The following is a 14,101-nucleotide window of genomic DNA, read 5'->3' on the forward strand; positions in this document are numbered from 1 at the left end:
TATATTAGGTATGGTGAACTATGAAACTATTTAGGTAGAGGTGTCGAAATGTCGAGTAGAAAAGAACGAAAGCAACATAAGAAAAAATCATGGACCTGGCTGAAAGTCCTTGGATTAACGATTGTCTTCTTAGCTCTTGCTGGTGGTGTGTATGCCTACAGTATATGGAGCGATGCAAAAGATACCGTCAATAAGGAAATTCATAAATCCGTAGATTCAATTGAAACATCTGTTACAAAGAAAAAGATGAAAGAACAAAAGCCGATAAATGTGCTTCTGCTCGGTGTAGATGAACGGAAAAATGATTCAGGACGCTCGGATGCTCTGATGGTAATGAGCCTTGACCCGAAAGAGGACAAGATGCAGCTGATCAGTATCCCGCGCGACACCCGTACACAGATCGTAGGAAAAGGCTTTGAAGATAAAATTAATCACGCCTATGCCTTTGGCGGAACAGAAATGTCGATTAATACGGTGGAAAATTTTCTTGATATCGATCTTGATTACTACGTGAAATTGAATATGGAAGGGCTGTCCGAAATGGTGGACGCCGTCGGCGGTATTACCGTTCATAATAACATCGATTGGTATGATGAAGGCTATTATAAAAAAGGCTATCATTATGCAAAAGGCGATATTCAATTGAATGGGGAAAAAACGATGGGCTACGTCCGCATGCGCCACCTTGATCCGCGCGGAGATTTTGGCAGAAATGAACGCCAGCGTCAGGTGATCCAGGCGATTATCGATAAAGGAGCAAACGTCGGCTCTGTCAGTAAAATCGGCTCTGTATTAGATGTACTAGGCAGCAATGTCAAAACGAACATGGAATTCTCCGATATGAAAAACTTGTTTTTCAATTATCGTTCTACAAGAAAAAATGTAACGACCTATGAAATGAGCGGGCATTCCAAGTATATCAATGATATCTACTACTTGATGGTTCCTCAGGAAGAGGTCAGTAAAGTTCATAATATGATAAAAGAATTAAATTCATAACAATAGAAAGCCGTGATCTTTTTACGATCACGGCTTTCTATTCATATTTATTAATAATTCCCATAAATTTTTAGTTAATAATTGTCAGATTAATAGTTTTTGCTTGTATTTTTCTGTCGTATCAAGTAGTATATTCTGTAAATATCATTTCAAAGGAATGAAAAATGTGTGCACAACAGAGGAATTGAAAGAGATTCTCGCTTCCCTTATTGACCGGGTAGACAATGGATTAGTTGAAGATACAAATGTAGCAATCGAAGAAATTATTCAGCGATTAGGCTAGTAAATTTTCTTGCAAAGGATGGATACATATGATGATTCAACCAGACGATCGAATTGCAAATCCAGGACAAGTTGTAAGCTTCGAGAGAAACGACATCGTTTTTAAAGGAAAAGTCATTCCCAGTCAGTGCCAGCGCTCGGTGATTGTAGATTTAACGATCATGGAGAACCTTGAGGAGATCGATTTTGAATTTGACCGCACCGTGGTAGCTCACACGAATTATCGAATAGAGGACGAATAATTGTTAGATTTTTCTGTACAATTGGCAAATAATAGATTAGAATAAGTATACAGTAAAATTCTATCAAATTATTCCATTCCTAGTATAATGGCAAACTTATCGAAAGGTAAGGACGCAAAGCTACGGGTCTTCTACTCCCATTGATTTTATCTACATACTGTAGAAGAAGATCGCCGAGTTGCCTAAGGATGAATGATGGAGGGATCATTCATTGAGGACTCATACGAAAATGGAGAGGCTGGACGCTGAATGGATCGATTTAGTGAAACAGGCTAAACGGATAGGGTTAACAAAAGAAGAGATCCGTGCTTATTTAGATCAAAAGAAAAAATGAACCTTTGGCCGCCTCTAGGGGGGCTTTTTTATGTTTTTTCGTGAGTCTAATGTCCCGTATTTGTTATGTCCTCCAACCTCTTTATATGGTAATATATAGAATGATAGGTTATTTTGGGGGGATATGATGAAAAAGTGCGAAAACTGCGAGAACTTGATTTATCCAGATACGGAGACTTGTCCGTTTTGTAATAAAACACAAGCGGTAGAGCCGCGGGAACAGAGAACAAGAAAAGAGCCGGCGGATTTTGCGAGAAGTCAGGCCGATTGGGTTCATGCCACTCAGCTGGCCCCGGACCCTTATGAATATGAGGAAGAGGAAGTCTACACTAAGAGGAATTGGAAGGCTGTTTTTACCATAATCATCACCTCTGTGATGGTTGCTGCTTTACTCGTTACGGGATGGTTTATTTTGCAGAAGGTCACTTCTCCCTCCTATACGACAAAAGCATTGGAAAAAGCCATTCAATCCAATGATACAGGAAAGCTCGCTGATCTCGTAACGTTCAACGGTGAGGAGCAATCCTTTAATGAATCCCAGGCAGAGCATTTAATGGAGTATTACCAGGACAATCGTGATGAAATGGTTTCCCTTTTGAGCCATATTAAAAATGGCAACCAAACGGCCCTTGAGAGCCGGTACTTAACGCTTGAGAAGCAAGGCAGCAAGTGGCTGTTCTTTCCTAATTATCAATTTGTCCTTTCCCCGGTGAGCTTGAATGTGCAAGCCAGCCTGCCCAATGTGGAGTTATATGTCGACGATAAAAAAATCAACACAATGAAAAACAAGAAAATTTACGAGCTGGGTGGACTCATGCCAGGCGTACATAAGATTACAGGCAGCTACAAACAAGATGGCGAGCCGCACGTGACAAACGTGACCGTCAACACATTTGAAGCGGATGACGCAAAACCTGTCCAAATTTCCTTTGACGAAGTGGAGCCGGAGATTACAGCCGATTACTTAAAAAAGAATCTTGAAACGGATTTAATCGAAACTGTGACGACCCACGCCAACCAATGGGTGGAAGCGCAAAAGACAATGGATGCAGGAGCGTTTAAACTCGTGAAAAATGAGAATTACCTGGCAAGTGCAAAGGATTCGTTAAGCTTGTTAAAAGCAAATGACATGCACTTTAAAGGAGAGTTCGAAAAAGCAGTATTCAATTTGGACAGCCTGGCTTTTGCTGAGGAATCCAAAGGGGATTACATTGCTTCGGTCGAAACGGCGCTGACCTTTAACAGCGCTTATTACGAAGACGGGGAAGACCCATCTAACGTTCAGCTTAAAACAGATGAAAACTTTTGGAACTACCATTTCAAGTATGATATGGATAAGAGACAGTGGATGATTACAGGCAGTGAATCCATGGAGGAAATGGCAGACACCAACGTGAAAAAAGTAAAGAATCAAGAATAGAAAAACGCGGCAGAGGCTTAATAGAAAAGCCCTGCCGCGTTTTGTTATTCATCAATTGTTTCTTTAGCCAGGATTAAATAATTCATTTCTTTCTCTTCGATTGAGTTGTAGCGTCCTGCATTGACGAGATAGAAGACGGCTCCAATCAAGATCCATACAGCTAAAGCAATGTACGATTCTTTACCAAGCGATGCTGGTGATTGGGGAATCAAAAGCAAGAGCAGAAATCCGATAGAGCTGATCATCCCGATTAAAGCGAGTAATTTTCTTCCGGGAGATACTTCCGTTGATGTATGTTTGGCCCGCTGCTGCTTCGACCATGTGAAAAACTTATAAGCCGTTGCCGCACAAAAGAAATAGGCAATGGCAACTCCAGTAGAAGACATATCCACCACCCACAGCAGAGCTTGTCTGCCAAACCATGGCGCGATTAAGCAGAGCCCCATCGTAAACAGAATACCTACATAAGGGGTATGGTAATTTTTATGAAGCGCGCGGAAAGCATTTGGAAGAATACGGGCTCTTCCCATTGCGAAAGTGAGACGGCTGGATGAAATATAAAAACCATTTAATCCAGTAAAAATCCCCATTGAAACGGCAACGGCGATAATAAATACGCCGGTTTTACCTAGGTAGCTCTCGATCGCATCTCCAGTGCCCCATACCGAATCCTGTGTTTGGCTGAGCAGCTGCTGCCACGGCATCGTGCTGGCTGTAATGGTAATCATAGCCGCATAAGCAAGTCCAGCAGCGAGCAGGGAAAGAATAATTAATCCAAACGCTTTTTTCGATTCAAACTTAAATTCCTCAGCTGCCTGGGGAATGTTGTCAAATCCCACATAAGCAAAGGGGGCGATGGCAAGAATCGTTAATATTGAAGCTATCGGTGCCTGTTCAGGCTTAAACGCCGGAGCAAGGTTAGTCAGGCTTGGCCCATCTGAGACAATGGCCCCGATGGCAAGCAGGAGAATCCCAATGATTAAGATGATGCTGAAAATAAATTGGGTGCGTCCAGAAAAACTCGCCCCGCGGATGTTTAACAAGGCAAACACGATCAAGGCCGCGCTTGCAATTAAAATCTGCACCAAGTACACATCATACCCTGCGATTGTATATAAGTATCCTTGCTTTACGATTCCTGGAAACAGAAACTTTGCTAACAGGGATAAAGCAGAAGCATTCAAGGCCACAATACAGGTGTAGCCGAGGGTCAAAAACCAGCCGGCAAAAAAAGCAAAGAACCTGCCGAACCCGATATAGGCATAAGCAAATTCGCCCCCTGTAACCGGAAACTTTTCAATCAGGAATCCATAGCTGACTCCGATAACCATCATTAAGGCAGCACCTAGTAGAATGCCGATGATGACACCCACAGGCCCTGCCTGGCCGATCCAGTCTGTAGGAAGAACAAAGGCTCCCCATCCAATGGCTGAGCCAAAGGCAATCGCCCAGACCCAGTGTGCTTTCAATGATCGTTCTAGCTGTTTTCTTTCTTTTGCCATATTACGTAAGAGCCTCCTATAAGTTGTATGACTGTAGTAAGAAGTACCCTATCATAATAGACAAAAAGCAAGGAGTTGAAACCTCTAATTATTCAACAGGTCGTTCCATATAGGAAAATTCACCGGTCTCAATTACCGCCTGACCGCTCGTGAGATCGGTGATCCAGGCAGTAAACTCCTCCTCTTGACTCGTTTTTACCCATACATCTATATGCACCTGTTCTAAATAATCAATGGACGATAAGTGGTAATTCGAATTTCTTATTTCGTTTTCTAATTTTCCAAGCATTGTGTAATCAGCGATGATTTTTATCGTATGTACCCTCTGGCGCTCTACAATTCCTGTCGCATCAATCGCTTCAGCAGCGGTAGAAGAATAAGCACGGATCAACCCGCCGGCTCCAAGCTTTATACCGCCAAAATAGCGGGTAACCACTACAGCTGTATCTTTTAAGTCTTTTCTCTTTAATACTTCGAGGATGGGTACACCGGCCGTACCGCTTGGTTCCCCGTCATCATGCGCTTTTTGAATTAAGTTTTGCTCACCGATCATATAGGCGGAGCAGTTATGGTTGGCGTCTCCATGTTTCTTTTTTACGGAGTCAATAAATGCCTGGGCATGCTCTTCCGTTTCACATCTTTTGACATATCCGATAAACCGCGATTTTTGAATGACGATTTCCTTATGACCTTCTGCATGTACCGTATAATAATTTTCCAGCATATTGGCTTCAGCCTCCTAGTCCATTATTATATAGTTGTGAAGTTAGTCCAGCAAATGTTATAGACCTAACGTTATACTTTGGAAAAACATTCTTTCACTAACCCCCACAAAATGACTTAGATGAGTCGAATGTGTATGTGAATATTGATGGAGGAGTCTTCAAATGAGAAATCGTAAAACTGGGGACAAAGCACTTGACTTTATCATTAATGAGATGGTAGACACCGTCACTAATAGTAAGGATGAAATTTTTCAAATCGGGGAAGAATCCCGAAGTGAATTCGAGAACTTAAACAAAGAACTCAATGACATCAAACAACAAGTCATCTCACTCATTGATGAAGGCGACAAATTGGAACAGAAAGTCCGATTTTCAAGAATGCGACTGTCCGAAGTAAGCAAGCAATTCCAGCAGTATTCAGAAGAAGAAATTAGAGAAGTATATGAACAAACACATGGGCTTCAAATGGATCTGTCCATGAAGCGGGAAAAAGAAAAGCAGTTAAGAAAGCGCAGGGACGATATTGAACTTCGCTTGCGCAATCTTGACGAAACCATCGAAAGGGCGGAAGCATTAGCTGGCAAAATATCGGTGGTGCTCGATTACTTAACCGAAGACTTCCAGCATGTGACGGCTGCTCTTGAAGACGCCAAGGAAAAACAGGAGTTCGGGCTGCAAATCATTGAAGCCCAGGAAGAAGAGCGGCGGCGTCTTTCCAGAGAAATTCATGATGGTCCCGCACAAATGCTCGCCAACGTGATGCTTCGTTCCGACTTAGTCGAACGGACCTTTCGCGAAAAAGGTGTAGCAGAAGCCAAAAAAGAAATGAAGAGCGTACGATCCATGGTACGTTCAGCTCTGTATGAGGTGCGCAGAATTATTTATGACTTACGACCAATGGCACTAGACGATCTTGGCATTGTTCCCACGCTTAAGAAATATTTAAATACCGTTGGGGACTATAACGACCTAGAAATTTCCTTCACTTCCTTCGGTGAGGAACGCCGGTTTGAAAGCAAATACGAAGTCGCTCTGTTCCGCTTGATCCAGGAAGCTGTGCAAAATGCCGTCAAGCATGCGCAAGCCTCCCATATTCAAGTCAAAATAGAGATGAAACCGGCGCAGACGATGATAATCGTAAAAGACGATGGCAAAGGCTTCGACCCTTCCGCAAAAAGAGATAAATCATTCGGATTGGTCGGAATGAGAGAACGAGTTGATATGTTAGACGGAGAACTATCGATTGACTCCAGCCCCGGAGAAGGGACCATTGTCACGATTAAGATTCCAATAAATAGTTAATTTAATGAAAAACTATGTAATTTGGAGTAAATCGTTTATAATAGAAGGTAGGATTAGGGTAAGACACCAAATAAAAAAATAGAGAGAAAAAATATGTTTAGGTTAGGAAATGGGGATCTTCAAAAATCCAACTGAATGTAAACATAATAGGAGGAAGTAGTCATGACGACCAGAATAGTCCTGATTGATGATCATAAATTATTCCGTGAGGGAGTAAAAAGAATATTAGATTTCGAATCAAGCTTTGAAGTAGTTGCAGAAGGCGATGACGGAAGCCAGGCTGTAGATTTAATCGAACAATACAATCCAGACGTTGTGCTCATGGACATCAATATGCCGGATAAAAACGGTGTGGAAGCCACAGCAGATTTGATCAAACGCTTCCCGGAGCTTAAAGTCATCATCCTTTCTATCCATGATGATGAGAATTATGTTACCCATGCCCTGAAGACCGGAGCTCAAGGATACCTCCTTAAGGAAATGGACTCCGATGCCCTGATCGATGCGATCAAGGTCGTCAGCGAAGGCGGATCCTACCTTCACCCGAAAGTAACCCACAACCTGGTGGCTGAATACCGTCGCCTGTCAGAAAATAAAGGCAGCAATGCTTACCGTACAGTGGAATACCGCAAGCCGCTTCATCTCTTGACGCGCAGAGAATGTGAAGTCCTTCAGCTGCTCGCAGATGGAAACAGCAACCGCGGTGTTGCAGAATCCCTGTATATCAGTGAGAAAACCGTGAAGAACCACGTCAGCAATATCCTGCAGAAAATGAATGTCAACGACCGTACGCAGGCTGTTGTGACAGCGATTAAAAACGGCTGGGTGGAAGTCATTTAACCCATGCCGGCAAAGGCCCTGGAGAAATTCTCCGGGGCTTTTATTTATTGGTGCAATTGCCAGATGCTTCATGTAAAATGTAGAAAAGCACATACATAGACAGGATAAGGAGTGAAATGCATGAAAACTGCTGTGATTACGGACAGTACTGCCTACCTGCCGCGAGACGTGCGTCAAGCACATCATATACATATGGTTCCTCTCAACGTCATCTTCGGGCACGATACATATCAGGAAGAAGTCGACATTCAAACCGAGGACTTTTACGACATGGTTAAGGAAAATCAAGAGCTGCCGAAAACTTCCCAGCCGTCTGTCGGCTTGATGGCAGAAAAGCTGGAGGAGCTGGCGCTCGATTACGATGCGGTTGTTGCTGTTCACTTATCCAGCGGCATCAGCGGCACGTACCAGGGGATGGTTTCTGCAGGAGAGATGGTCGACGGCATCGACGTGCACGTGTTCGACTCCGAAATGAGCTGCTTAATGCAAGGATTTTACGCCCTCGAAGCCGCTGAACTCGCCAATAACGGCGCAGATCCCGACGAGATCATCGCCCGGTTAAATGAAATGAAACCATCGATGCACGCCTATTTTATGGCCGATGACTTATCCCACCTGCACCGCGGCGGCCGTTTGAACGGCGCTCAGGCTTTTGTCGGCAGCCTGCTGCAAATCAAGCCCGTGCTTCATTTTGTCGATACGAAGATCGTCCCGTTCGAAAAAATCCGCACCCGCAAAAAAGCGATTAAGCGAATCCTCACCCTGTTTGAAGAATCCGCCCGCAACAGCGGCAAAGTTAAAGCGACCGTCATTCACGCCAATCGTCTGGAAGAAGCCGAGCAGATGAAACGCGCGATTGAAGAGGAATTTGACAACGTCGAAGTGACCGTCAGCTACTTTGGTCCTGTCATCGGCACGCACCTTGGCGAAGGCGCGATCGGTTTGGGCTGGTATAATCAATCGTGATGTGGAGAGGAGAGGCTGCCGTTCTGCCGGCAGCTTTCTTTATGATTTTATTGGAAAGGAGGTGAGGAGTCAGCTGAGATGGCAGCGTAATCTGCGATGATGAAGGCTGATACATCGGTAATGGCGGCCGATTCAGCGAAAATTGGGATAATTCGGCGTAAATCAGAATAATTCATCGGAAATGCTGATAATCGGGCGAAAACCAAATTTATTCAGCGGAAACAGAAATAATTCAGCGAACGCACTTCTGGAAGCTCGTAGAATGCTAAAGAATCAAGACGCGGCGTAAAATTGTGGCTGGCCTCCGGGAATTCAGCGATAATCCTGATGATTCAGCGTAAGTTGAGCTAATTCATCGGAAATACTGCAAATCGAGCTGAAATGGAGGTGGATACAGCGGTGATGACGACTGATACAGCGATAATGGGGATAATTCATCGAAAATAAGAATAATCCGGCGATAATAGAAACAATTCAGCAAAAAATTAAATAATTCGGCGAAAACGAGATTTTTTCAGCGGAAACCAAATTAATTCAGCGAAACTCTCCAAAATCCAATAAAGAAGGTGACGATCCTCATGTCCATTCCCCCGCAATACTCCGGAAAACTGCTCCTGAAAGCAGAAATTCCGCCAGAACACCTCAATAAATATTTCACTCCTGTCCCCTCGATTGAAAAACGCTTCCTTCGCAGACGCTGCAAGCGCTGCGGCAATACGGCATCTTACAAATTTTCGCATATGCCGCATGCCGCCTGCGGTAAAGAGTGTCTTTACTGCCGTAACTGCATTCAAATGGGGCGGGTGCTGGAATGTGAGCCTCTCTATCAAGCGACATCCAATCACACCTGGCCGCAGATTTTAAATCCTTGCGCCTGGGAAGGGGAGCTTACACCGGCACAGCAAAAGGCGGCGGCTCGTATCATAGAGACGATCCAGTCAGGTGGGCAGCTGCTCGTCTGGGCCGTGTGCGGCGCCGGGAAGACGGAAATGCTGTTTCCCGGGGTTACAGCAGCACTGGAGCAGGGGAAACGACTATGTTTAGCCACGCCGCGTACCGATGTCGTCCGCGAGCTTGAACCTAGGCTGAAAGCAGCTTTTCCAGACGTTCCGATCGATGCACTGTACGGAGATAGCCCTGATAAGACGGGAGCTGCACAGTTTGTCATTGCGACGACGCACCAGCTGCTCCGGTTTGAAGAAGCATTTGATGTTATGATCATTGATGAAGTAGACGCCTTTCCTTATCATTTAGATGCCTCGCTTCATTTTGCTTCCCGGCGTGCAGGCAAAGCAAATGGATCTGTCATTCAGTTAACCGCCACTCCGCGTAAGCGGCAGGAACGGAAAGTGAAAGCGAAGCAGCTGCCTGTCGTGTTTATCCCGAAACGGTTCCACGGTGCGCCATTACCTGTCCCCCAATTTAAACTCTCTCCCCTATTAAAAAGAAAGCTTGCTAACGGAGAGCTTTCCGCTACCGCCATCACCCGCATCACGAAACAGCAGCAAGGACCACGTCAGCTTCTTCTCTTTGCCCCTACCATCCCGGCTGCTGAGTCAGTTGCCAAACGGCTTGCTGGTGAAGGTTATTCCACTGAATATGTCCACGCAGACGACCCGGATCGCTCGGAGAAAATCACCGCTTTTCGAAATAAAAACTTCCGCATCCTTGTTACCACCACCATATTAGAACGGGGCGTAACGTTTCCTTCCGTCGACGTTTTCGTACTTGATGCAAGCCACCACGTGTTTGACGCCCAGGCGCTTGTACAGATTTCCGGCCGGGCCGGAAGAAGTCCCGCTGATCCGACAGGTGAGGTCATCTTTTTTCATATTGGAAAATCAAACGCGATGCTGGATGCGAGAGATGCGATTGTCAAAATGAATAAGCTCGGAGCAAAGCTATGAGGTGTCTGCTCTGTTTTGAAGATATGCTTCACTCTGCGACGTGGACGGATTTTTGGCGCATAGAATATGAAGAGATTCTTTGCCCGGCCTGTGTAGAAAAATTAACACCGCTTACGAAGCCGGGCTGCCTGCGATGCTCACGAACCGATGCGAACGGCATTTGTCTTGACTGTGAGCGGTGGGAAGCTGATCGGAAGTGGGAGGGCGTCCTCGAGAAAAACTTCTCTGCTTTTCAGTACACGGATGGTGCGAAGGACATCGTTGCCCGCTGGAAGTACCGCGGAGATTACCGCTTGATCGACGTCTTTCAAAAGCAGCTTAAAAAAACGTATAAACCTTTGAAAAGACTTCCTCTTGTACCGATTCCCCTTAGTCCGGAAAGACTTCGTGAACGAGGCTTTAACCAGGCAGAAGCTATGATCCATGCGCTCGGCGTCTCACCTACATCGCTTTTTTCAAGAATAAGCAGTGAAAAGCAGGCGAAGAAAAACCGGAAAGAGCGCATGAGTTCAGAGAACCCGTTCCATCTGCACGAGCACATCACCGAACCTGTCGTTCTCGTTGATGATATCTATACGACTGGAACGACGGTCAGGCATGCCGCCAAGCTTTTAAAAGACTCCGGCTGTCCAAAAGTGTACGCGCTTACCCTTTTTCGATAAGTTCTTCCTAACCCCTTGTTTCTCGATAAATCCTGCCGATAATAAAAGAAAGAGATAGAGGAGGCGGCTGACATGGGGGAATTAGCCAATTGTCCACGATGTAAAGAATTGTTTTTGAAAGGTACGGCAGAGGTATGCCAGAATTGCCGTAGGCTTGAGGAAGAAGATTTCCAAAAGGTTTATGCGTTTATTAGAAAGAAATCCAATCGAACTGCAACGGTTATGGATATCGTTGAAGAAACAGGCGTTGAGGAGCAGCTGATCAGAAAATTTGTGAAGCAGCGGAGACTGCATCCCGCTGAATTTCCCGGACTCAGCTATCCTTGTGAGAAGTGCGGTGCAGAGATTCAGGAAGACCGGTTATGTAAAAACTGCATCGATGAACTCGTCTCAGGCATAAAGCATCACGAACGAATGGAAAAAGGCCTAGAGAGAAGAAAGCAGCAGGAATTGAAAAAAGGACTTACCTACTATTCTGTAAACAATCAGAAGAAGTACTAAACAAATTCTTTACAATGTCCGATAATAGAAGCAATCAAAGGAACGAAAATCGAAATGAGGTGACTGGCATGAAAATTAATGGTCCTAATCATTCAAACTTTAACCCTTACCAGAAACAGTTGCAAAAGCAAGTCCCTACACAAAACAATGGCAGCAGACAGGATCGTTTAGAAATTTCCAAGCAGGCAAAGGAAATGCAGGGCACAGACAAGGTCAATCCGGCGCGTCAGGAGAAATTGGATAGAATTAAGGCTGATTTGGAGACAGGCAATTATAAAGTCGACCCGCAGCAAACGGCCAAAAAAATGCTCCAATTCTGGTCTAACAAGGAATAGAGGAGAATCCTTAAATGATCGATGTAATCGTAGCGGCGATGGCACAGCTGCAGCAGCTGCATGAAAGCCTGCTCGCTTTATCAAAGAAAAAGACAGAAGCTCTAAAGAATAACGAAACGACAGTGATTCAAGAGCTGTTAGCTGCTGAGCGTAAACACATTCAAGCGATTGAAAAAGTGGAAAAGAAGCGGCTGGAGCATGTAGCAGGCTGGTATGAACAAAACGGACACGCTTTAGAGCAGCCGACGATTTCGGAAATGATTGAGCTCACTCATGGGGAGGAACAACAAAAGCTTCAGGAAGCCTATGAAGCTTTTATTCTTGTCCTGGCTGATTTGAAGTACCAGGAAGAGCTGAATGCCGAGCTGACGAAGCAATCGCTGCAGTTTATCAACCTATCTATGGATATGCTTCAGCCATCCTTGAAATCGATGAACTACAACAGCGGCGCACAAAAACCGGCAAATACAGAACAAAAGCGGTCTGTATTTGATTCCAAAGCCTAACAAGATAGAGGAGAATCGATATGGTATCAACATTTCACGGACTGGAAGTAGCCAAGCGCGGCCTATTCACCCAGCAGTCCGCCTTATATACAACGGGACATAATATCGCAAACGCCAATACCCCGGGCTACACCCGCCAGCGCGTGAATTTTGAACAGACTAGCCCTTTTCCAGCGGCATCAAGGAACCGGGCCGAGATCCCGGGTCAGATCGGCACCGGTGTGCAGGCAGGTTCCATAGAACGAGTGCGGACACAGTTTCTTGATGATCAGTACCGCGGGGAAAATAACCGGAGCGGCTATTATGAAGCGATGTCGAATGCGATGAGCCGTCTCGAGCAGGTTATGAATGAACCGTCGGATAACGGGCTTGCCAAAACGATGGACCGCTTCTGGCAGTCGCTGCAGGATTTATCGGTGAACCCCGAGGATTCCGGTGCCCGTTCGGTCGTCAGACAGCGCGGGAAAGCCGTCGCAGAAACCTTTAATTACCTGGCTAACACGATTACCACTTTGCAGAAAGACGTAAAAAACGAAACGGACGTCACGACCAAGGAAATCAACTCGCTCGCCAGCCAGATCAACAGCATCAATAAACAAATCTCAGAAGTAGAGCCGCACGGCTATGTTCCGAATGACTTGTATGACGAACGCGACCGCTTGATTGATCAGCTGTCGGGGCTTGCGAATATTGATGTTTCCTACGAGGAGACGCCGAGCTCAGCCGATCCGCTGGCGATGGGAAAAGCAACGATTTCCTTAGTCGATGAAAACGGCCAGGCACTTACTCCAAAAGCAACCCTTGTCGATGGGGCGCAAAACACGGTCCAGGAAGTGAAAGTCAATTATTCTACAGATAACCCGGCCCTAGTAAGCTCGGTGAGCGTTGGAAGTACGAATTATACGATGGATGAATTTTCATCGCCCGGAAAGCTGCGGGCGTTAATGGACGTATCAGGCTATGAAAACAGCGCAGGAGAGACGGTGGGCGTCTACTCCAATATGCTCCACAACCTTGATACGATGGCGACTTCGTTCGTGAATCAATTCAACAGCGTGCAGCAGAGCGGGGAATCACTGAACACATTGGATAACAATGACACACCGCCTGCCTTTTTCTCTCTGGCAGGTTCCACATTAAAAGACGGAGTCCAGGTCGGGCTTTCGGCATCGCTTGATATTACTGATGCGATCAAAAATGATCTGGATAACATTGCTGCTTCAGACGCGTCAGCGCTTGCCGGTAACGGCGACAATGCACAGGCACTTGCGGACGTGAAGGAGCAAAACGATCCACTGCTCGGAGAAGAGACGAATTTAAACAGCTTTTATGAAGCCTTAATTGGCGGAATGGCGGTTGATGCCCAGGAAGCATCCCGACTTTCCAACAACTCGCAAACGCTGCGCCAGTCTGTCGAGGAGTCAAGAATGTCCGTGAGCTCCGTCTCTTTAGATGAAGAAATGACGAACATGATTAAATACCAGCACGCCTATAACGCAGCGGCTCGAAATATTACTGCTGTGGATGAAATGATCGACCGGATTATTAACCAAATGGGACGAGTAGGGAGGTAATGACT

At 45.4% G+C, this 14,101-nt stretch carries 16 protein-coding genes and 1 riboswitch; of the genes, 14 read left to right on the plus strand and 2 right to left on the minus strand.

The genetic code is table 11. From position 1 onward, the window contains the following. The first annotated feature begins 48 nt into the window (after window positions 1-48). The 5 genes from MUN89_RS07215 to MUN89_RS07230 all read left to right on the plus strand — a co-directional run bounded on the left by MUN89_RS07215 (window position 49) and on the right by MUN89_RS07230 (window position 3,276). Window positions 49-999, plus strand: a complete 951-nt coding sequence (locus MUN89_RS07215) for an LCP family glycopolymer transferase (RefSeq protein WP_244712542.1) — start codon at window positions 49-51, stop codon at window positions 997-999. Between the two features lie 157 nt (window positions 1,000-1,156). Then, window positions 1,157-1,282, plus strand: coding sequence for a hypothetical protein (locus MUN89_RS21810; protein ID WP_256464019.1), 126 nt, complete (start codon window positions 1,157-1,159; stop codon window positions 1,280-1,282). A 28-nt stretch (window positions 1,283-1,310) separates the two neighbouring features. Further along, complete coding sequence (locus MUN89_RS07220) at window positions 1,311-1,523, plus strand: YkvS family protein (RefSeq protein ID WP_244712543.1); 213 nt, start codon at window positions 1,311-1,313, stop codon at window positions 1,521-1,523. 79 nt (window positions 1,524-1,602) lie between these two features. Continuing rightward, window positions 1,603-1,709, plus strand: a riboswitch (cyclic di-GMP riboswitch). Between the two features lie 25 nt (window positions 1,710-1,734). Continuing rightward, window positions 1,735-1,857 carry an anti-repressor SinI family protein gene (locus tag MUN89_RS07225; protein WP_244712544.1) on the plus strand — a complete coding sequence of 41 codons (123 nt, stop codon included), beginning with the start codon at window positions 1,735-1,737 and terminating at the stop codon, window positions 1,855-1,857. Window positions 1,858-1,980: 123 nt separating this feature from the next. Beyond that, window positions 1,981-3,276 carry a TcaA second domain-containing protein gene (locus tag MUN89_RS07230; RefSeq protein WP_244712545.1) on the plus strand — a complete coding sequence of 432 codons (1,296 nt, stop codon included), beginning with the start codon at window positions 1,981-1,983 and terminating at the stop codon, window positions 3,274-3,276. A 44-nt stretch (window positions 3,277-3,320) separates the two neighbouring features. Here the strand turns inward: MUN89_RS07230 and MUN89_RS07235 are convergent, their stop codons facing one another. Together MUN89_RS07235 and MUN89_RS07240 are read right to left on the minus strand one after the other, a co-directional pair. After that, on the minus strand, window positions 3,321-4,778 hold the full coding sequence (locus MUN89_RS07235) for an APC family permease (RefSeq protein WP_244712546.1): 1,458 nt from the start codon (window positions 4,776-4,778) through the stop codon (window positions 3,321-3,323). 88 nt (window positions 4,779-4,866) lie between these two features. After that, window positions 4,867-5,502, minus strand: coding sequence for a YigZ family protein (locus tag MUN89_RS07240; protein ID WP_244712547.1), 636 nt, complete (start codon window positions 5,500-5,502; stop codon window positions 4,867-4,869). Between the two features lie 163 nt (window positions 5,503-5,665). On the opposite strand from MUN89_RS07240, the gene MUN89_RS07245 reads away from it, so the two are divergent. The 9 genes from MUN89_RS07245 to flgK all read left to right on the plus strand — a co-directional run bounded on the left by MUN89_RS07245 (window position 5,666) and on the right by flgK (window position 14,096). After that, window positions 5,666-6,805, plus strand: a complete 1,140-nt coding sequence (locus MUN89_RS07245; RefSeq protein WP_244712548.1) for a sensor histidine kinase — start codon at window positions 5,666-5,668, stop codon at window positions 6,803-6,805. 162 nt (window positions 6,806-6,967) lie between these two features. Beyond that, entirely contained in the window at window positions 6,968-7,645 is a 678-nt protein-coding gene (locus MUN89_RS07250; protein WP_244712550.1) for a response regulator, read from the plus strand. A 120-nt stretch (window positions 7,646-7,765) separates the two neighbouring features. Next, window positions 7,766-8,611 (plus strand): DegV family protein, encoded by an 846-nt coding sequence (locus MUN89_RS07255; RefSeq protein WP_244712551.1) that lies wholly within the window; start codon window positions 7,766-7,768, stop codon window positions 8,609-8,611. Between the two features lie 578 nt (window positions 8,612-9,189). Beyond that, window positions 9,190-10,518, plus strand: a complete 1,329-nt coding sequence (locus tag MUN89_RS07260; protein WP_244712552.1) for an ATP-dependent helicase ComFA — start codon at window positions 9,190-9,192, stop codon at window positions 10,516-10,518. 23 nt (window positions 10,519-10,541) lie between these two features. Beyond that, the gene (locus tag MUN89_RS07265) at window positions 10,542-11,180 is read left to right on the plus strand and encodes a ComFC family protein (protein WP_244712553.1); all 639 of its coding nucleotides are present in this window, start codon (window positions 10,542-10,544) and stop codon (window positions 11,178-11,180) included. Between the two features lie 72 nt (window positions 11,181-11,252). Further along, on the plus strand, window positions 11,253-11,681 hold the full coding sequence (locus MUN89_RS07270; RefSeq protein ID WP_244712554.1) for a TIGR03826 family flagellar region protein: 429 nt from the start codon (window positions 11,253-11,255) through the stop codon (window positions 11,679-11,681). 14 nt (window positions 11,682-11,695) lie between these two features. Beyond that, window positions 11,696-12,016 (plus strand): flagellar biosynthesis anti-sigma factor FlgM, encoded by a 321-nt coding sequence (flgM, locus tag MUN89_RS07275; RefSeq protein ID WP_244712555.1) that lies wholly within the window; start codon window positions 11,696-11,698, stop codon window positions 12,014-12,016. A gap of 14 nt (window positions 12,017-12,030) precedes the next feature. Next, window positions 12,031-12,522: a flagellar protein FlgN gene (locus tag MUN89_RS07280; RefSeq protein WP_244712556.1), complete on the plus strand. Its 492-nt coding sequence runs from the start codon at window positions 12,031-12,033 to the stop codon at window positions 12,520-12,522. 20 nt (window positions 12,523-12,542) lie between these two features. After that, a complete protein-coding gene (gene flgK / locus MUN89_RS07285; RefSeq protein ID WP_244712557.1) occupies window positions 12,543-14,096 on the plus strand; it encodes a flagellar hook-associated protein FlgK in 1,554 nt (517 codons plus the stop codon). The last annotated feature ends 5 nt before the right edge of the window (window positions 14,097-14,101 follow it).

The sequence above is a fragment of the Halobacillus salinarum genome, from assembly GCF_022919095.1.
Lineage (GTDB): Bacteria > Bacillota > Bacilli > Bacillales > Halobacillaceae > Halobacillus_B > Halobacillus_B salinarum.